The sequence below is a fragment of the Kordiimonas sp. genome, assembly GCF_048260245.1.
In the GTDB taxonomy this organism is placed as follows: Bacteria; Pseudomonadota; Alphaproteobacteria; order Sphingomonadales; family Kordiimonadaceae; genus Kordiimonas.
The window spans coordinates 107,028-125,430 of the sequence record NZ_JBLXGZ010000001.1 but is presented as its reverse complement, the minus strand read 5'-3'; the positions used below and the strand labels follow the sequence as shown (position 1 = coordinate 125,430).

General features: G+C 53.0%; 21 protein-coding genes. 4 read left to right on the top strand and 17 right to left on the bottom strand.

The features are described 5' to 3' along the window. Nucleotides 1–34 precede the first annotated feature (34 nt). Nucleotides 35–829 (bottom strand): phytoene/squalene synthase family protein, encoded by a 795-nt coding sequence (locus ACN0VM_RS00560; RefSeq protein ID WP_417448884.1) that lies wholly within the window; start codon nt 827–829, stop codon nt 35–37. Nucleotides 830–1,018: 189 nt separating this feature from the next. On the opposite strand from ACN0VM_RS00560, the gene ACN0VM_RS00555 reads away from it, so the two are divergent. Next, nucleotides 1,019–1,606, top strand: a complete 588-nt coding sequence (locus ACN0VM_RS00555) for a urate hydroxylase PuuD (protein ID WP_417448883.1) — start codon at nt 1,019–1,021, stop codon at nt 1,604–1,606. Nucleotides 1,607–1,681: 75 nt separating this feature from the next. On the opposite strand, the gene ACN0VM_RS00550 is transcribed toward ACN0VM_RS00555, so the two are convergent. From ACN0VM_RS00550 to ACN0VM_RS00505, 10 genes are all read right to left on the bottom strand, one after another. Beyond that, nucleotides 1,682–2,290, bottom strand: a complete 609-nt coding sequence (locus ACN0VM_RS00550) for a superoxide dismutase (RefSeq protein WP_417448882.1) — start codon at nt 2,288–2,290, stop codon at nt 1,682–1,684. 166 nt (nt 2,291–2,456) lie between these two features. Continuing rightward, on the bottom strand, nt 2,457–3,044 hold the full coding sequence (locus ACN0VM_RS00545) for a gamma carbonic anhydrase family protein (protein ID WP_417448881.1): 588 nt from the start codon (nt 3,042–3,044) through the stop codon (nt 2,457–2,459). Next, nucleotides 3,041–4,168, bottom strand: a complete 1,128-nt coding sequence (gene argC / locus ACN0VM_RS00540; RefSeq protein WP_417448880.1) for an N-acetyl-gamma-glutamyl-phosphate reductase — start codon at nt 4,166–4,168, stop codon at nt 3,041–3,043. Before argC ends, ACN0VM_RS00545 begins: the two co-directional genes overlap by 4 nt. A gap of 97 nt (nt 4,169–4,265) precedes the next feature. Beyond that, nucleotides 4,266–5,135 (bottom strand): flagellar motor stator protein MotA, encoded by an 870-nt coding sequence (gene motA / locus ACN0VM_RS00535; protein ID WP_417448879.1) that lies wholly within the window; start codon nt 5,133–5,135, stop codon nt 4,266–4,268. Between the two features lie 166 nt (nt 5,136–5,301). Further along, nucleotides 5,302–5,925: a redoxin domain-containing protein gene (locus ACN0VM_RS00530; protein ID WP_417448878.1), complete on the bottom strand. Its 624-nt coding sequence runs from the start codon at nt 5,923–5,925 to the stop codon at nt 5,302–5,304. 2 nt (nt 5,926–5,927) lie between these two features. Then, nucleotides 5,928–8,030 carry a protein-disulfide reductase DsbD family protein gene (locus ACN0VM_RS00525; protein WP_417448877.1) on the bottom strand — a complete coding sequence of 701 codons (2,103 nt, stop codon included), beginning with the start codon at nt 8,028–8,030 and terminating at the stop codon, nt 5,928–5,930. 173 nt (nt 8,031–8,203) lie between these two features. Then, nucleotides 8,204–9,613: a M28 family metallopeptidase gene (locus tag ACN0VM_RS00520; protein WP_417448876.1), complete on the bottom strand. Its 1,410-nt coding sequence runs from the start codon at nt 9,611–9,613 to the stop codon at nt 8,204–8,206. A gap of 21 nt (nt 9,614–9,634) precedes the next feature. Then, nucleotides 9,635–9,982: a 5-carboxymethyl-2-hydroxymuconate Delta-isomerase gene (locus ACN0VM_RS00515; RefSeq protein ID WP_417448875.1), complete on the bottom strand. Its 348-nt coding sequence runs from the start codon at nt 9,980–9,982 to the stop codon at nt 9,635–9,637. Nucleotides 9,983–10,271: 289 nt separating this feature from the next. Next, nucleotides 10,272–10,697 carry a DUF4399 domain-containing protein gene (locus ACN0VM_RS00510; protein ID WP_417448874.1) on the bottom strand — a complete coding sequence of 142 codons (426 nt, stop codon included), beginning with the start codon at nt 10,695–10,697 and terminating at the stop codon, nt 10,272–10,274. 96 nt (nt 10,698–10,793) lie between these two features. Further along, complete coding sequence (locus ACN0VM_RS00505; protein WP_417448873.1) at nt 10,794–11,156, bottom strand: cupin domain-containing protein; 363 nt, start codon at nt 11,154–11,156, stop codon at nt 10,794–10,796. A gap of 200 nt (nt 11,157–11,356) precedes the next feature. Between ACN0VM_RS00505 and def the strand changes: the two genes are divergently transcribed. After that, nucleotides 11,357–11,953, top strand: a complete 597-nt coding sequence (def, locus tag ACN0VM_RS00500; RefSeq protein WP_417448872.1) for a peptide deformylase — start codon at nt 11,357–11,359, stop codon at nt 11,951–11,953. Here def and ACN0VM_RS00495 read toward each other — a convergent pair. The 4 genes from ACN0VM_RS00495 to rplM form a co-directional block, all read right to left on the bottom strand. Further along, entirely contained in the window at nt 11,950–12,618 is a 669-nt protein-coding gene (locus tag ACN0VM_RS00495) for an acetyltransferase (RefSeq protein WP_417448871.1), read from the bottom strand. The genes def and ACN0VM_RS00495 overlap by 4 nt on opposite strands. Before the next feature lie 97 nt (nt 12,619–12,715). After that, nucleotides 12,716–13,378, bottom strand: coding sequence for an OmpA family protein (locus ACN0VM_RS00490; protein ID WP_417448870.1), 663 nt, complete (start codon nt 13,376–13,378; stop codon nt 12,716–12,718). 204 nt (nt 13,379–13,582) lie between these two features. After that, nucleotides 13,583–14,062, bottom strand: a complete 480-nt coding sequence (rpsI, locus tag ACN0VM_RS00485) for a 30S ribosomal protein S9 (RefSeq protein WP_262691704.1) — start codon at nt 14,060–14,062, stop codon at nt 13,583–13,585. Nucleotides 14,063–14,067: 5 nt separating this feature from the next. After that, nucleotides 14,068–14,526: a 50S ribosomal protein L13 gene (gene rplM, locus ACN0VM_RS00480; protein WP_262691705.1), complete on the bottom strand. Its 459-nt coding sequence runs from the start codon at nt 14,524–14,526 to the stop codon at nt 14,068–14,070. A gap of 292 nt (nt 14,527–14,818) precedes the next feature. On the opposite strand from rplM, the gene ACN0VM_RS00475 reads away from it, so the two are divergent. Both ACN0VM_RS00475 and ACN0VM_RS00470 read left to right on the top strand, forming a co-directional pair. Further along, on the top strand, nt 14,819–15,829 hold the full coding sequence (locus tag ACN0VM_RS00475) for an NADP-dependent oxidoreductase (protein WP_417448869.1): 1,011 nt from the start codon (nt 14,819–14,821) through the stop codon (nt 15,827–15,829). Between the two features lie 12 nt (nt 15,830–15,841). Continuing rightward, entirely contained in the window at nt 15,842–16,978 is a 1,137-nt protein-coding gene (locus ACN0VM_RS00470) for a nitrilase-related carbon-nitrogen hydrolase (protein WP_417448868.1), read from the top strand. A 6-nt stretch (nt 16,979–16,984) separates the two neighbouring features. Here ACN0VM_RS00470 and cutA read toward each other — a convergent pair whose 3' ends face one another. Both cutA and ACN0VM_RS00460 read right to left on the bottom strand, forming a co-directional pair. Continuing rightward, nucleotides 16,985–17,332, bottom strand: a complete 348-nt coding sequence (cutA, locus tag ACN0VM_RS00465) for a divalent-cation tolerance protein CutA (RefSeq protein WP_417448867.1) — start codon at nt 17,330–17,332, stop codon at nt 16,985–16,987. Continuing rightward, on the bottom strand, nt 17,329–18,360 hold the full coding sequence (locus ACN0VM_RS00460; protein WP_417448866.1) for a COX15/CtaA family protein: 1,032 nt from the start codon (nt 18,358–18,360) through the stop codon (nt 17,329–17,331). The genes cutA and ACN0VM_RS00460 overlap by 4 nt, the downstream gene beginning before the upstream one ends. Nucleotides 18,361–18,403 lie beyond the last annotated feature (43 nt).

Here is an 18,403-nt window from a genome sequence, read left to right as displayed (position 1 = left end):
TTTGTCTGCCTGCAAGCATGTGCTTCGCGGGCTTTTATCTTTTGAATAGATGATATGATAAGAGAGCTAACAGCTTGCTTAGGTTGCCTTTTTCATACTCTGTCATCCTGAAGGGGCTTCCTTCGGCTTTATCCAGCGCATCCATATGAAGTTTTGATAGGCTGTTCAACGCCATAACTGGGCGGATACTGGTTGAGACCGGGGTGGTTGCTTCAGTAAAACCTTCTTCAATGAAGCTAAACATCGCGGTAGTAAGAGGTTTGAGCCTCTGCTCCATCTCGCGGATCGTTACCCCTCTGAAGCCCTGCAGAGAAGCTCCGGTCGCTGAGAACTCTTTGTCATCCTTAATCTGGAAGGGAAGCGCCCGTAATATACCTATCATGGCCCATACCCTGCCCGTGGCTCTGGCTGCGGAGATATCCGACGCCGGGATGCCGCCATCCAGAATATAGGCAGCGGCGACACACAAAGCTCCGCCAACCTTATCGGCGTATGCCGCCAGAGATTTGAAGTCGGTAGCCACCTCGGTGCTGAGGTCTTGTTCTCGCCCGTCGATAATCTCATCAAGCATAGGTCTTATACGGGTAAAGGCAGTGACGCCGGACAGCGCCTGAACCACCGGGTGCTCCCGCGGCTTGCCATTTGATATGCCTTCCAATGCTTCGCGCCACCATTGCAACCGGATTTCACCGATCATGGGCTCTGAGACATTCTCGCGCGTTTTTGCCACTTCCTGGTTGAACGCGAACAAAGCCCAGAGCTGTGGTTGTGCCCATGAGGGGGCAAACAGAGTGATATAATACCGCTCAAGGTCGTCTTCGCGCACCATGCTCTGGCAATATTGGCTGGAATCTAGGTTCTTCTGCATGGCGTGAAAATGGCGATTAAGGCGGTCAAAAGCAACCGCTTTTCAGCCTACTGCCGGCCTAGGCCGCTGTTTTTCTTGTGAAACCCAGACCACAGCGGTAAGATTTGATCTCTGTTACAGAATTTGCATTAGCAAATGGGGAGCTAGGAAATGGGAAAAATTCTTGAGTCACTACAAAATACCGTAATCGCAGGATTCGTTCTTCTTGTGGTGGTCATCGCTGTGATGTCAAAAGGTTTTATGGGGGTTGATTTTGATCCTGCGTTTATTGCGCGCTACGTTCACGTCCTGTCAGGTGTAATGTGGATCGGTCTGTTGTGGTATTTCAATTTTGTGCAAATACCGACCATGCCTTCTATTCCTGATGAAATGAAGCCAGCGATCGGCAAACATATTGCGCCCAAGGCGCTATGGTGGTTCCGCTGGGGTGCGATGTTTACGCTGTTGAGTGGCCTGTGGCTGGCATCGGTGAATGGATACATCGTTGACGCCCTTACGCTTGCTGAAGGTACTCGCTCGATTGGCATTGGAATGTGGATGGCGATCATCATGTGGTTCAATGTCTGGTTTGTCATTTGGCCGAACCAGAAAGTCGCACTTGGAATCGTTGAGGCCGAGGCCACTGCTAAACCCGCAGCAGCTCGCAAGGCGATGCTCTTTAGCCGCACTAACACGCTGCTCTCGATCCCGATGCTGTATTGTATGATAAGCGGTCAGAATGGCGGGGCCGGCTGGTAGCCGTCCGCTGGAACTAACATGAAAAAGGGCCGGTATAATCCGGCCCTTTTTTTCGTCTCCAAGGCTTCCCTTGGCTTACGATGTTGCTGCGCTGTAATTGGTGGCCGCAAACTGCCAGTTAACCAGCTTACCCAGGAATGTGTCGATGTAGTCCGGGCGGCGGTTCTGGTAATCAAGATAATAGGCGTGTTCCCAAACGTCCATGGTCAGCAATGGCTTGAGGCCGTCTGTCAGAGGGCATTCTGCATTGGGGGTCTTCACGACATCAAGTTTCCCATCTTTGCCCACAACGAGCCATGCCCACCCTGAACCAAACTGTGTGGCGCCGGCTTTTTTGAAAGCATCGACGAAATCAGAGAAGCTACCGAAGTCGGCTTTGATCTTTTCAGCGAGTTCGCCTGTCGGCTCACCGCCGCCGTTAGGAGACATGGAATGCCAATAGAATGTGTGGTTCCAGACTTGTGCGGCGTTGTTGAAGATACCGGCTTTATCTGATTTTCCGGCGGTTGCAATCATAATCTGTTCAAGGCTTTTGCCTTCAAATTCGGTGCCTTCAACAAGTCCGTTCAGGTTTGTTACGTAAGCGTTGTGGTGTTTGCCGTGGTGAAACCCGAGTGTCTCGGCGGAAATATGTGGTTCGAGTGCGTCCTGCGCATAGGGGAGCTTAGGCAGTTCAAAACTCATGATTGGATACCTCTCTTTTAGTAAAAAAACACGTAATGACAGTAACTTGGGGTGCCTTGCTATCGAAACAAGGGGGCAAAATCAATGCCACGAATATTAAAATTGCATTATTGTTTGTCTATTTGATGTCGGACCAATTATCCGGTGTTGGCAAGCGCAGGTTCAGTTAGGGGTAAGGTACTGCCGCAGGCAGCCCCAGACTATCAAGTTTGTGCTGGTCAGCCAAACGCCTGTAATGTTCCGCCATTGACCGATTTTTGCTGAGTTCAACATCGGTGACATTGCGCATGAATTTTGCCGGGCGACCAGCCCACAACTCTCCTGCGCCGACAACCTTGTTAGGTGTCAGCATTGCACCAGCAGCAAGCATGCCATCTGTTCTGACAATGCTATTATCCATCACGATGGCGCCCATTCCGACAAAAGCATTATCCTCGAGGGTGCAACCGTGCAGCATTGCCATATGAGCCACCAGAACATCGCTGCCGATGAATGTCGGAAAAGTTTTGGTACTGACATGAATGACAGTACCATCTTGAATATTGCTGCGCTCGCCGATCCGGATGGAGTTTACATCCCCCCTTAGCACACAATTGTGCCAGACGCTGGTGCCTGCCCCGATCTCGACATCGCCCACGACTTGGGCACCATGGAAAATATACGCATCTTCAGCGACAGTTGGCCATATGCCCTTAAAAGGCGTGAGCCTGCCCCCGAGAGATGTCTCCTTGTATAGAGCTCTTTTACCACTCATGGGAACATGGCAACCTGTTCAAGGCCGGTTACCTCTTCCAGGCCCAACATAATGTTCATATTCTGGACTGCCTGCCCGGATGAGCCTTTTACGAGATTGTCAATAGCGGCAATAATAATCGCCCTGCCCTTCAGTCGGTCCTCAAACACATTAAGTACACAGTTGTTAGACCCTCGAACCATGCGTGTAGCCGGCATGACACCATCAGGCAAAACTGAGACAAAGGTCTCGTCGGCATAGAACGAAGCCAGATGCTCCTTAAGGTCACCTGCGGTTTGGCCTTCCGTCAATTTCACATAGATCGTTTCTAACTCACCGCGGTTCATAGGCACCAGATGAGGTGTAAAGCTGATGGCGACGTTGGTACCCGCAGCGACTGTGAGTTCTTGTTCAATTTCCGGCATATGGCGGTGATGGCCAACACCGTAAGGGTGCATTGCCTCAGAAACTTCAACATAAAGATTTGGCTCCTTGAGGGAGCGGCCTGCACCAGATACCCCTGATTTGGCATCAATAATTATATCTGCCGGCTGGATCAGGCCACCCCGCAGCAGCGGCACGAGTGACAATAACGCGGCAGTTGGGTAACAGCCGGGACATGCCACCAGCGCGGCAGTTTTGACGGCGTCGCGGTACAATTCCGGTAAGCCATAGACTGCTTTGTGCTGAAGTTCGGGTGCTCCGTGTTCGCGCCCATACCATTCCGCATATGTGTCCACGTCGCGCAGCCGGAAATCAGCAGACAAGTCAATCACCTTCACTTCCCCTTGAAAGGATGAAGCAAGGTCTTCCGTAGTCTCGACAATCATCTCGTCCAATAGACTGTGTTTTGTTTCATGTAGGAGGCCTTTGATCACCTCCTGGCTCGTGGCGTGGGGCAAAGCGCAGAAAACTACATCCAGTTCAACGGCGGGCCATTCTACCTCGTCAATACCAATCAAATCTGGCAAGTTCAGGTTTTTCAGATGCGGAAAAACGTCCCCTATCGGCATGCCCGCTTTACGTTCGGCAGTCATCAAGGCGATTTCTACGTTCGGGTGTCGCACAAGAAGGCGCACAAGGTCAGCCCCCGTGTATCCACTTGCTCCCAATATACCGACGCGGACTTTTGTGCCTTCAACCATGATGGTGACCCTTTAATTTAAAAAGTGACTGTACATACAAAAACGCGACCATATTGCGGCATGGTCGCGCTGACGTCATTCATTTTTTCAAAGTTTATCAAATGTCCGGCGGCAGTTCCGCGATTGCTTCCTCGAGCTCAATAAACGTTGGCATGAGGTGCGATGGCACATTGCGGCGGCCAAGCTCAACGGAGATCTGTGGTGGGTTACCTTGCAGATGTGAGACAAGTACAATCTTCACCAACTGCATGAACTGGCCATCCTCTGTCAATATCTGGTTCAGCCGACCCGCGATGGGCGCAATCATCAGATATGAGAGGAAGATACCCAGAAAGGTCCCGACAAGCGCGCTCCCCACCATGCCACCCAGCACTTCAACAGGCTCGGCGATTGCAGCCATTGTTTTGATAATGCCCAGAACAGCTGCAACAATACCTACCGCAGGCAGGCCATCTGCCATTATTTGCAATGCATGTTGTGGCTCGTGTTCTTCTGCATGATGCTTATCCAGATCCGCGTTCATTGCATCTTCCATTTGATTTGGATCGTCAAAGTTCATGGTCATCATGCGGATATAATCGCAGATAAATTCCACCACATGATGGTCTTCCACGATTCGGGGAAACTGCTGAAATATCTTGGATTCTTCGGGGTTCTCAATATGAGCTTCAATCGCCACCACACCTTTGGTACGGATGGTTTTTGTAAGTAGGAACATCAGGCACAAGAGATCACGGTAATCATCAGCCTTCCAGTGAGGGCCTTTCATTACCTTGCCAATTCCGCCCAGCGCTTTTTTCATTACACCTGTAGAATTGGCGCTTATAAACGCTCCAATTGATCCCCCAAAGATGATCATCAACTCGAACGGCAGAGCTTTTACAATGATGGTGAACTTGCCACCTGCCAAAGCAAAGCCGCCGAAGACCATCACAAGGACGACTACAAGACCGATTATTAGGAACATATGGTGGGCCTGCCCCGCGTTTTAAAAAAATGAAGCCTGATACTTCAGACACATGCTTAAATGCATCTTACAGTTCATTCAGTGTCAATCAATAGGCTTAACACACCCTTAATTCCGTCTATCTTCTTGTAACACAAGAAAAAAGCCGAAAAGCGAGATGCTACCGCTAGTGTCCGGCCGAATATTTCACCGAACAGCCGTAGGGTTTTGTGTTGGTATTTTCTATCGCCTCGCCTGATTTTAGCGCTTCCCAAGCGGCAAGCACGTAGTTGGTGGCGCCCTCAAGCGAGGAAGCGCGAGCGGAGGGGCGGTCATCAATTGCACCCATATATTTTAATATTCCCTCTTCATCGATCAGAAACATGTGCGGGGTGGTTTTCGCAGCATAAAGTCGCCCGATTGTACCACTTGGATCAAGTATCACGTGGTTTGCATAGGCTCCGCGGCTAGTGGTCAATGCATTCGCTTCGTTGGGGGAGACATGTCCTTGTTCGCCGGGCGCACTCGATATAACTGATAACCAGACGACACCCTCTTCGGTGAGTGAACGCTGTGTGCGCTGCATGTTGCCACTTTCATAGTGTTTCCGCACGAAAGGGCAATCATGATTGGTCCACTCAAGCATCACGGGCTTGCCGCGAAAGCTCTCAAGCGAGATCTCCTGGCCATTACTGGTTGTCGCGGTAAATGCAGGTGCCTCTGCCCCGATTTCCGGTGAAGCAGCAGCGCTCAAACTTAATGTAAAACTCAAGGAAAATATAACAAGTATATTAAAAAGTGCGTTTTTCATCGTTAGCTCCTTTTTTCTACTGCTGCGGTAACAGCTCCTTTGGTAAGAATCTCAGGCAGGATGATTGCGTCATTTTCCCCTGGTTCGAAGTACAGATACAAAGGGACACCGGCACGCCCGTAACGTGCGAGCACGGCCGCGATCTCTGTGTTCCGGTTTGTCCAGTCACCTTTGAGAACGTGAACACCAGCCTTGTCAAAGCTTGCCTGAATGTCATCGGTGGTTAGAACCATGCGCTCATTCACCTTACATGTGATGCACCAGTCTGCGGTAAAATATGCAAAAACCGGCTTGCCCGCAGCGCGCAATTCTTCCAAGCGCTCGTCGCTGTAATCGTCTTCTAGCGCGGAGAATTGAGTGGTGTCACCGGACAGGTTTCCCCAAGGCTTTGTAGCGATAAACACAAGGCCGCCGATGACGAAGATGCAGGCAACCCCCCTCAGAACCTTGCCCTGCCCTTGCTTGAAAAGCCAGATGCCGAAGACACTTATGATCAGTCCGGTCAGCAACAACAATGTCGCAACTGCCCCAAGCTGCCTGTCAAAGATATAGAGCAACCAAGCAGCGGTCAGATACATCGGGAACGCCAATGCTTCCTTCATTTTTTCCATCCAGGCACCGGGGCGCGGCATGATGCGCGCTACGGCCGGGATGAATGAAAGGGCAAGAAATGGTAGCGCGAGACCCAACGCAAGAAGTGAGAACACAACAAAGACTGTAAACAGCGGCTGCGTTAGCGCAAACCCTATGGCCGGGGCCATGAGCGGTGCGGTACACGGGGTAGCCACCAGCGCGGCCAAAACGCCCTTGAAAAACGCCCCCTGCATGCCTTCACGGGCGGCCAGATTCTGTCCCGCTCCTTCAACACCAAGGCTCAGCTCAAAAAAGCCTGACAGTGAGAGCGCCACGAAGGTCATCAGGACCATCATTAGCGCAACAAACAACGGTTCCTGAAGCTGAAAACCCCAGCCGATGGCTGCGCCGCCTGTGCGAAGCGCCACCAAGGCGCCGACAATGACCATGAAGCTTACCCAGATGCCCAAGGTGTAGGCTAGCCCTTCGTTTCTTCGACTGGACTCCGTTTTGTAATTGGCGGACAGGAAGGCAAAGGCTTTCAACGATAACACCGGGAACACGCACGGCATGAGATTAAGAATCAAGCCACCAAGCAAGGCAAAAAGACCGGCTTGCCAGAGAGGCATCGGTGCCGCCTGTGTTTGGAGGGTTTCTGCAGGGGCTGGTGCGGGAGCGGACATATCTATTTTTGGAGAGAGTTCATAAGCGCTTCTTGCGCCGCCCGATGTTTCAATAACCAGTAATCCGTCTGCTTTTTCAGGGGCTTGAGCCCCATTTTCGCGGATGAGGTTAAGTACAAGCCCCTCGTCTGACCAGCGCCAGGCCTGCGGTGCAGCGTAAGAGACAAGTCCGTCGGTGCCCGCAAAAAATCTTACATTTTCAATGTTCGGGACATCAGATTTCGCCATATAGACTGTCAGCTTACTGCTGTCTGGTGCTATTTCTACGCCTGAACTCCAGAACGGAGGATTGGGTAAACTCGCCCGAGCTTGAGAAAAAAGTTCAGCGTTTACAACAGCTTTTGCACCGTCCTGCGTCGACGACGTATCGAGATCAAGCGCGGCGAATTGTGGCACGCATTCCACTTCGCAGGTAAGCCACTCAGCCTCCAGCCGCAATGGGCCTGATGCAGGATTACTGCCCGTGGCGAGGCGAACAAGCATGACTGATGTTCCGTGATACCCGTAGTTGGCGAGCGGTCCCACAGGGATATATTCCGGTGTGGGATAGAGCGGTTCAGACGCCGAAATGCCGGCAGGTAATTGCCAGTCCAGTATGGGCGCAGCGCCACTGTCACCGGGGTTTTTCCAGTAAGAATGCCATCCTTGCCGTGGTTCGATCTCAACCGCAAGCCATTGAATACTATCGGGTTTCAGGCCATTGAGTTCGCTGTATACCCGCATGGTACTATGGCTGGCAACAGCCTCGGCAATAGGCTGCGCCGTGGTGCCGGATTCAGTTGAAGCACCTGGTACACTGGAGAAGAAAGTGAACAGGATAGCAAGCACGAAATACTTATATTGGGCCACGGCAACCTCACACATTGATAGGCGAGATATTCATATAACACGCGGGCTACTCACGTCATGTCACATCTGTGTCAGAACTGTGCAGCAAAACTGCCTTTTTGGGCAAAATCTGTGTCGATTCCGAGCAGAGTCTGTGCAGGGCTTGTGCATCAACTGTGCAGTTTTCCGATGTTTTACGGTGCGTCTGGCATGGTATCAAATGCACCCATCGGCCCTGGGAAAACGACCGGACTTTCCAGCCCGTCATTGGCGACCGATGCCACCCCGAAGAAATAGTTATCCACCACAAGATTCTCAAGAGTGTGGCTGCGTTTATCAGCGGGGACAAAATGGCTCCAGCGCCACTGGGCGTCTGTTGTCAGGCGCCAATAGATTCGGAACCCCTTCAGGTTGGCGCGTTCGCGCTCGTCGCCCCGAATGTCCCAGCTGAGGGTAGTCGAAGGCTGTACCGCTCCCTTAAGGGTAACATCAGCCGGGAATGGCGGGGCGCCGGCCATTGATGCCAAGGTTACCACATTGAGCGCGGTAAGTTTGGCGGCATAGTCAAAGTTTACGCCTTCGATAACGTCACCGTAGGCGATACCACCCTCGGTGCGGATGTCCTGATGCTGCCGGTTATAATTCTCGTTGGTTTCCATGATGCGCACGCCAGGCCAGCCAGCTTCATTGAAGGGCCGGTGATGGCCACCGCGACTGAAGCGGTCAAGGCGGTAGATCATCATGACATCAAGGTTGGGAATATAGGCGTCGGCGAGCCGGTCAACCAACCGGGCGATGTTACGGCTGGGGCTGTCGACCTCACCGCCCGAGAAGCGACGAATGCGCGCCTCTTCCGGCGTTTCGTTATCCCGCGTGCCCTCAGAGAAAACGCGAGCCGTTGTATTGTTGATGACACCATTAATGCCTTCAATATTACCGATCATGTCGTTGTTGAGCACGCCCATGATGCGCCAGCCCTGCTCGCGGGCATGGTCGGCCAGTATACGGCCGCCATAAAGGCCCTGCTCCTCGCCCGAGAGGCCGGCATAGACAATGGTGCCTGGAAATTTGGTCTGGCAAAGAACGCGGGCGGCTTCGATGGTGCCCGCCATGCCGGATGCGTTGTCGTTGGCGCCGGGGCTGTCGTCCGTCCCGTTCAAGGGATCGGAGACCCGGCTGTCAATATCACCCGACATGATCACAACCCTGTCAGGGTCCAGAATGCCGCGTTGTACAGCGATAACGTCAACAATTTCCGTGGGCTCAGGCACCCGCCGCCCGGTGACGGTATCGGACACGGTATAAACCTCAAGCTTTGCCGTACAGCCCTGAGAAATGCGGTTGAACTCGGCCTGGATCCAGCGGCGGGCGGCCCCAATACCGCGGGTTGCCGATTTGGTGTCGGACAGTGAATGGCGCGTGCCGAAGGAAACCAGTTTACGGATGTCAGTCTCAATCCTGTCGGCGGAGACGTCCGAGACCATTGTATGCAAGCGCTGCACCTCCGTTGGAGGGTCAAGGTGGCCGGTGGTATCTGAGGCACTCGCCGCACCGGTAAGCCCGATCAGGCCCACGGCAGTAATCATTGATTGTGTGAGTTTCATTGGTCCCCCCATTTCCCTGTTTCAGGGTTGTGCTGTTATCTTTGTATAAACTGTCCGGTCCATGTCACGACAATCAACACTAAGTGAACTGGGCTCAGGCTTTAGCGTGGCCATATGCTCCAGCACCTTTTCTGCCAGCATTTTCTGTGTGTCCTGATCGCGTCCTGAAAGCAAATACACCGTTACATGAATGAGGCTGGCTGGCTGACCAGCAACCAGGGTGTGATCACATGGAAACGCGCGAACTTTGATGTCGTGTTCCTGAAACAGGCCCGAATCCATCGCGGCGGCGTGTGCCGCATGCATCATGGCTGGCACGTCGTTGTTGCTATAGTCATTGCTGCTATATTCAATAATCAGATGTGGCACTGGCTACTCCGCCCTGCAGGATGTTTCAGCATTTACTATAGCTTAAAGCTGCATATCATTAAAAAGAAAGGAAAATTTAGACCATAGTTGGCATGTATATTAACAATTTCCGGCCGATGGCGCGCCGTGCTTGTGCGGCGGATCTTCACAGGCCCGCGTCTTATGTGTGATGCGCTCCAAAACTTATGCAGCCCACGTCAATAAGCCTGAAGTGGGCAAAACCGGCGGCCCCCTGCGTTGGACTGCAGCGATATCGCCGGAATTTTAACGGGAATGTCGTTGGGCCGGGTTATTCGGTGACGGTGATGGTGATTTTTTGGGAGAACACTGCCGGGTCATGAGGCAGATGGTACATATCACCCAGCAGAAGCTGGAGGGTATGCTGGCCGGGTGCGAGTTTGATCGTGGTCTCGGTCTGTCCACCGCCAAAATGAACATGCTGATCGTCCATCGGGATATTTTCATCGAGCGGCGGAATATCGGTATTGATAAGAAGGTGATGGTGTCCTGTATTCTCGCGCTCTGTACCCGCGGGGGCGATCCCCATTCCCTTCAGGCCAAAGCGGACCGTTATCGGGTTTGTGACCGTAGCGCCGTCCGTGGGGCTGATGAAGTAGACCTCAGCATCCGGAGCAGAGGGGGTCGCGTCACTGGCCAATGCACCGCCAAGCGGCATCATTGTCGCGAGCGTGAGTGATAGAAGCATTTTTTTCATTGGTCTCTCCGTTGGCTACGCTGGATAATCAGTCGGCACTATTTCATAGTTGATGCGCCTTGCCTAGCATCTGAATGTGCCGTAAATGCGACCCGTTTACCCTTTCAGGGCAATCACATAGAGCTTGCGACACGCCACCACCGTTTCCCAGGTTCCAGTGAACCCTTCGCTGATGGCAAAGCGGTCACCTGCTTTGAAGCGGCTTTCGTTACCCTGTTGATCAGCGAGAATGATCTCCCCTTCAAGCAGATGGCAAAACTCTTCTTCCCCGGCATAATTGACATGCCATTTACCCGGTGTGGAGGACCAGAACCCGCTGAAAAAGTGCTCATCCGCACTGGTGTGATAATTTTCACTGCGCTGTTGCGGGTGGCCCTCAATCAGCTTGTCCGGCGCGATCGGGCTTTCTTCGATATCAGCTTGTGTGGCTTTAAAACTGACAATACCTGTCGCGGACATTATCCGTCTCCTTGTGAATGGTAGCTGCTAACCGTGCCAGCGTGGCGCTTCGTGGGCAAGCGAAATGTGATCACATTAAGGCGGTACGACCAGACGAACTCAATGGACCACAAACATCAGGCAAAAATGCTGGCTGGTATTTCGCAAAAAAACACGTATTTTATCCGCCGTTCCTGCATATTTTCAGAAAGTCGAACACGATGGCATCCCTTGAACTGATCATTGCTCCCAACCCGGTTTTTCGCAAGAAGGCCGAACCTGTCTCTGCTGTGACGGACGAAGTTAGAGGCTATGCCGATGAAATGCTGGAAATTATGTACAGCAACCGGGGCATAGGTATGGGCGCCAACATGGTTGGCCTGCTAAAGCGTATCGTTGTGCTCGACCTTCAACCGGAGGGCACACGGCAACCGCTTGTATTTATAAACCCTGAAATCCTTTGGCAGTCCGACACGACAAGCAAGCGTGAAGAGGCGTCGTTGAGTTTTCCAGGCATATCAGCAGAAGTGAGCCGACCCGATGCGGTGCGGGTACGCTATCTGGACCTGGAAGGTCAGACACAGGAACTGGATGCTGATGGCTGGCTAGCGACGGTGTTACAGCATGAAATGGAGTATCTTGATGGTCGTACCTACCTGGATCACCTGTCCAAAATGAAGCGCGACCTGTTGATCAAGAAGATGCGCAAATACGTTAAGCAATCAGGCTTCCATGTTCATGGACCAAACTGCAATCACGGCCATGGAGACCATCAGCAACAGCATGTTCACGGCCCGGACTGCGGCCACGATCATTAGGGTCTGAGAACACGGGCCGGGTTGCCAACGACGGTTTGACCGTCGTCAATATCCTTGGTCACGACGGCGCCCATACCAACGACAGCGCCTTTGCCAATACGTAACGGACGAGCAGCATCTCCCGGCTTCACAGTGGCACCTGCGCCGATATAGGCATGGTCGCCGATATGCACGTTACCGTTGATGCCGACCCGCGGACCAAAGGTGACATAATCACCGATCACACAGTCATGCGTTACATAGGAATATATGTTGGCGTGGAAAAACTTGCCAATAACCACGTTGCTTGTCACCGTGGTGTTGGCATTAAGGATCGCGCCGGTCGCAATCGTGTTGTTGTCATAGACTGTGGCATTTCTTTCCCGCAGTGATACTGGTGTGGCACCACGGGCGATGCACCGCTCTGCAATGGACTCGCGAACGAGGGAATCGTTAATTGCCACATTAAAATACAGCGGCCTTGCCGAAAGCTTGAAAAACGCATCCTCTGAAATTAACGGTAAACCGTTTACTTCTGTTTTTTCCGGGTTTGTCTCAATAAAATAGACCTTGCCCGGAAACTGACGGCGCACGAACGGCATAATATCGCGGGCGCATCCGCCTGCCCCGTACAGCCCTAGAACAGCACCAGTATCAGTCTGTGTTTCATCCAGAAAACCCTGCATATAGGAAATATCTCCATGTCGAACGTGGCTTATGTTCTATCATATATCACGTGCACCGGCACTATCCAGACCCGATAATGTCAGGCGGCTAAAGCATTTACTCCACCAGCGGAGAAAGGGCAATTTCCACACGACGGTTTTGGGCTTTACCGCTCGCTGTATCATTGCTTGCGATGGGGTATTGTTCGCCGTAGCCGCGGACGACAAGGCGGGCGGGTTCCACGCCTTTTTGGGTCAGAACGCTTGCCACCGCCTGAGCGCGGTTCTGCGACAACTGCATATTATAACTCTCGGTACCTGAACTATCGGTATGGCCCAGCACATCAACATAGGTCTTCTCGTATTCATCCAACACCAGGGACACCGAATGCAAGACATCCATGAAATTTGGCTGCACGACAGAGCTATTGGTATCGAAGGTGATGTTACCGGGCATGTTCAGGATGATATTGTCGCCGTCCCGCACGACCTGTACCCCGGTGCCCTGCAACTGCTCCCGTAGCTTTTTCTCCTGCTGGTCCATATAGAAACCAACGCCACCACCAACCAGCGTACCGATGCCCGCGCCGATTAGCACTGATTTTCGTTTGTTTGAGCCACCAACAATGGCACCGCCTGCAGCGCCAGCCGCTGCACCGATAGCGGCTCCGATAGCTGTGCTGGAGACCTTCTTTTCACCTGTGTATGGGTCGGTGGTGCAGGCCTGAATGACAAATACGCTGCCAAGTAGCAGGCTGATGGTTTTAAGGTTTCTGTGCATCTTGCGCTCCTGAGGTAAATGATCAGGCGAATGCTATTCGCATCGTCATAAACATTCGGCCCTGAGAAAGCCTGCGCACATAAAGAAGTGATAAATACGGCGGGGACCGCACAAAAAAGGCCGCCCCGAAGGACGGCCTTTTGGTACTCTGTACAGAATATAAGATACTCGAAACTGCAACTCGAAACAGAAACGTGTAGACGCTTAACGCTTGGAGAACTGGAAGCTCCGGCGGGCTTTTGCCTTGCCGTATTTCTTACGTTCAACAACGCGGCTGTCGCGGGTCAGGAAGCCAGCAGCCTTGAGGGCGCCGCGCAGTTCCGGCTCAGCGAGCTGAAGCGCTTTGGAGATGCCGTGCTTGACCGCACCAGCCTGGCCTGAAAGACCACCGCCTTTAACGGTTGCGATAACATCATATTGGTTTTCGCGGCCAGCGACCTGAAACGGCTGGTTCACGATCAGACGCAGCGTTGGACGTGCGAAATAAGTTTCCTGATCGCGACCGTTTACGGTCACTTTACCGGAACCGGGCTTTACCCAAACGCGGGCAACAGCGTCTTTACGCTTGCCGGTTGCGTAGGAGCGGCCCTGGTCGTCAACAACCGGCTTGCGCTCTTCCGCAGCTTCCACCACAGCAGCGTCAGCCGCACCGGTGATTTCTTTAAGGTCCTGAAGGTCAGCCATGTTGGTTACCTCTTATTCTTCGGGTTCATTGCGCCAACGTCGAGAACCTCAGGGTTCTGACCCGTGTGCGGGTGTTCGCCACCGGCGTATACACGCAGGTTGCGCATCTGCTGACGGCCAAGCGGACCCTTCGGGATCATACGCTCAACAGCTTTTTCCACCACACGCTCCGGGAAACGACCGGTGAGGATCTCGCCAGCAGTTGCCGACTTGATACCACCAGGGTGACCGGTGTGACGGTAGTAAACCTTGTCGGCCATTTTCTTGCCGGTCAGCTTTACTTTTTCAGCGTTGATGACAATCACGTTGTCGCCGCAGTCCATGTGCGGGGTATACGTGGTTTTGTGCTTCCCACGGAGAATGACAGCAATAGCTTGTGCCAGACGGCCGAGAACTACGTCCTCAGCGTCGACAACGAGCCATTTCTTCTCGATCTCCGAAGGTTTTGCGGAATATGTTTTCATCGCAATATTTGCCTCGGTTACCGGAAAATCCGGTGTTGAACTCAAACGCGCGAGGCCAGAACACGGGCCCGCATCGCATTGGCCGGGAATATAGGCATAATCTGAGAACTGTCAAACTGTTTTTAACGCACCCTTCGCTGAAAAGGTATTTAAAAACAATATGTTAAAAAAGAGGTATATAAATACCCCAATATTATAACGCATTTTCGGGCGTGAACTTGCCCATACCTCGCCCTGCCCCATATCATGAGATAACCAAAACACCCGTCATATATTCAAGGGGACATTTATCATGAGTAATAAACAGATTTTGCTGAACAGCCGTCCGGATGGCTGGGTCAGCCCTGACAACTTCAAGCTGGCCGACGCTGCGATGCCAGAGCCCGCCAAGGGCGAGATGTTGCTGGAAATCGCCTATATGTCGGTTGACCCCTACATGCGCGGCCGCATGAACGATGTCAAAAGCTATGTGCCGCCGTTCCAGATCGGCGAGCCATTGCAGGCGGGTGTTGTTGGCAAGGTCATCGAATCCAACGACGGTAAGTTCCCGGAGGGCACATATGTTGTGGGCATGGGCCTATGGGCAAATTACATGACGACGACCGGCGAAGGTTTCCAGCCGGTGGACCCTGATCTGGCGCCCCTGTCGTATTACCTTGGCATCCTCGGCATGCCTGGCATGACAGCGTATGTGGGCCTTAAAGGTGTTGCTGAGCTTCAGGAAGGCGAGCAACTCTTCGTCTCGGCGGCATCCGGTGCCGTCGGTCAGGTTGTTGGCCAGATCGGCAAAAACATGGGCTGTCACGTGGCGGGTAGCGCAGGCACGGACGACAAGGTGGCATACCTTAAGGATGAACTCGGCTTTGACGCGGCCTTCAACTACAAAACCGAAGATGTTTATAAAGCTGTGCGCGCGGCCAATCCCAAGGGCATTGATGTCTATTTCGAGAATGTCGGCGGTCCGGTGCTGGAAGCGGTGATCAACAGCCTCAATTTCAACGCCCGCGTCGCCCTGTGTGGCATGATTTCCATGTATAACGCCAAGCTGAGCGAACTGCCACCTGGTCCGCGGAACATGGCCGTGCTGGTTGGGCGCAGTGTGCGCATGCAAGGCTTTATCGTCTCCAACTACCCGGACCTGTGCCGCGAGTGGGTCGGCGTGGGCGCTGGCTGGCTGGGGGAAGGCAAGCTCAAGTACCGCGAAAGCGTGGCTGAAGGAGTCGAAAATGCCCCGCAAGCCTTCATCGATGTGCTGAAGGGCAACAACTTCGGCAAACAGGTCGTCAAACTTTCTGACGCCTGATATGCTGGCCCCATGGCAAAGCACAAAAAGAAACTGATTTTTCTGGCGGTGACTGCGGTCGCCGCCTTCTATCTTTTCTGGCCCGGTTTTGAGCCTGATCTTGGCGACGCGCCTGCCCTTTTTCTCGACCATAGCGCCAGTTATGGCACCGATACCGGTGCGGGCAACGTGGTAGGGATTGAGCCCTATATGGAGCCGCAGGACTATGCCACGCCTGAGAGGTTTGAGCAGAAACTGGGCGGCTATCTCGACATTGCGCGCGATAAAGGTTGGCTGGGCGAAGGCACCATTGTTCTCCTGCCTGAACATATAGGTACCTGGCTTATGGCCACGGGGCAGAAAAGCCGGGTCTATAATGCCGCAACGACCAGTGGGGCGATGCTGCCCATCATCAGCCATAACCTGCTTCAGTTTTTGAAGAATTTTTTTATCTTTGATGAAGAAGACGCAGCCACGGCAGCCCTCATTCGCACCCGTACCCGTGCGTCTGCTGATGCCCAGCTTAGGGTTTTTGCCAATCTGGCGCGTCAGTACGGTGTAACATTGGTTGCGGGTTCGAGTACGCTGATGACTCCGGGTGTATATGCTGACAGCCTGAGCTACGGGCATGGCCCCATATTCAATGCCGGTTTTGTCTTTGGCCCTGACGGCAAGCCGCAAAATGACGCCATCAGAAAAGTGCACCCCATTCCTGCGGAGGCAGGCTTTACCACTGCGTCCAAGGCGGAATTCCTACCGGTTTTTAACGCGGGCGCACAGACATTCGGCGTGCTTATCTGCGCGGATAGCTGGTTTGACGATACCAGCGGCTTTCTGGCTGCAGAAGGCGTGGAGGTGTTGTTGGTGCCCGGTTTTCTAACTGGCACAAGCTGGAACGCGCCGTGGCGAGGCTACATCGGCGATGCGCCACCGCAAGCGGCGTGGCAGGCCGATGTCGGGAAAATCACCGAAGGTGACGCCTGGATGAAATACGCCCTGCCTGCAAAAGCGAAAGACTATGGTATCCGCTTTGGCATGACCGTATTTCTGAAAGGGAACCTGTGGGGTAAAGCGGGTGCGGGTCATGCCCTGATTATCGAGGACGGCACCCTTCATGTCGGCAAAGCGGGCGACAATAATGCCGCCCTGTATAATCTTTGGCTGGAATAGAAGCTTTTACGTGGCATTGACCTGATGACGCACCCAGTCAAGGTAATCAGGGTTGCCCCCCACAATGGGAGAAACGGTAATGCACGGCACTTCATAACTGTGCATTTCCTTGATACGCTCAATGGCCGCATCCACCTTGTCAGCCATGGTTTTCATGAACAGCGTAATTTCATTATCAAGCTGAATGATACCGTCCCATTCATATATTGACCGGGTGCCGGCATTGACGTTGGCACAGGCAACCAGCCGTTCCTTGACCAACGCGGTTGCTATATGTACCGCAACATCTTCACTTTCGACCATCACATACATGGTGACAAATTCGGTAGTCTTACTCGCTGTATTCTCACTCACTGGGCTGTCCTCCCTCGCTGCATATGCATCAGATATATTATTGCCGCCAGCACCAATACCCCGCCACCTTGATGCGCGGTACCCCAACTGACGGGAACTTCTTTAAGAAGCATTGTTATACCTAGAAACATTTGCAGTAACACCGCCGCCGTCAAGGCATAGACGCCTTTTTTCAGACGAAAACTGTGATCACGCCCAAGCCAGAGCAAGCTAAAAGTAAGGGCAGTCAACACATAGGCGCCGATACGGTGGTCGAATTGCGTGGTGACAGCATTGTCAAAAAAGTTGCGCCACACCGGCTCCATCGCCAGCAGACCCTCGGGGACAAAGCTATCTCCCATCAGCGGCCAGGTGTTGAATATATGCCCGGCCTTAAGGCCCGCGACCAAGGCCCCCATCACGATCTGCAGCACCAATACCAAGGCGGTTACATGACTGAGGCGCTTGATGGTCTTTGTTGTTCGTTCCGGCGACGGGTTCAGGAGCGACAGAGCGGTCCAGAACAGCGCAGCAAAAATCAACAGGGCAAGTGAAAGGTGCGCGGTTAGGCGGTAATGGCTGACAGCAGGTTCGTCCACAAGCCCGGATTTAACCATATACCAGCCAAGCAACCCCTGAAGACCACCCATGACGAATAAAACGACCAGACGGGGCTTGTAGCCGTCAGGTACGCGGCCACGCGCCCAGAACCAGACCATAGGCACAAAGAAGAATAACCCGATCAGTCGACCAAGGAGGCGGTGCGCCCATTCCCAGTAGAATATGCCCTTGAAATCCTCAAGGTCCATACCGTAGTTCTTGAGTTTGTATTCAGGACTGGCCTTGTATTTGGTAAATTCGGCCTGCCATTCCACGTCGCCAATCGGCGGCAGAACACCGGTAACCGGCCGCCAGTCAACCATTGAGAGGCCGCTTTCCGTCAGCCGTGTTGCGCCGCCAACGACAACCATGATGAACACAAGGGCCGCCATGAACAGCAGCCACATGCCGACCGCCCGGCGGTCCCTATCTCTCGTTTGAAACATCATGTGCGTTTGCTACCCTTTCTGGCGATTGCAGACAAGCGACATT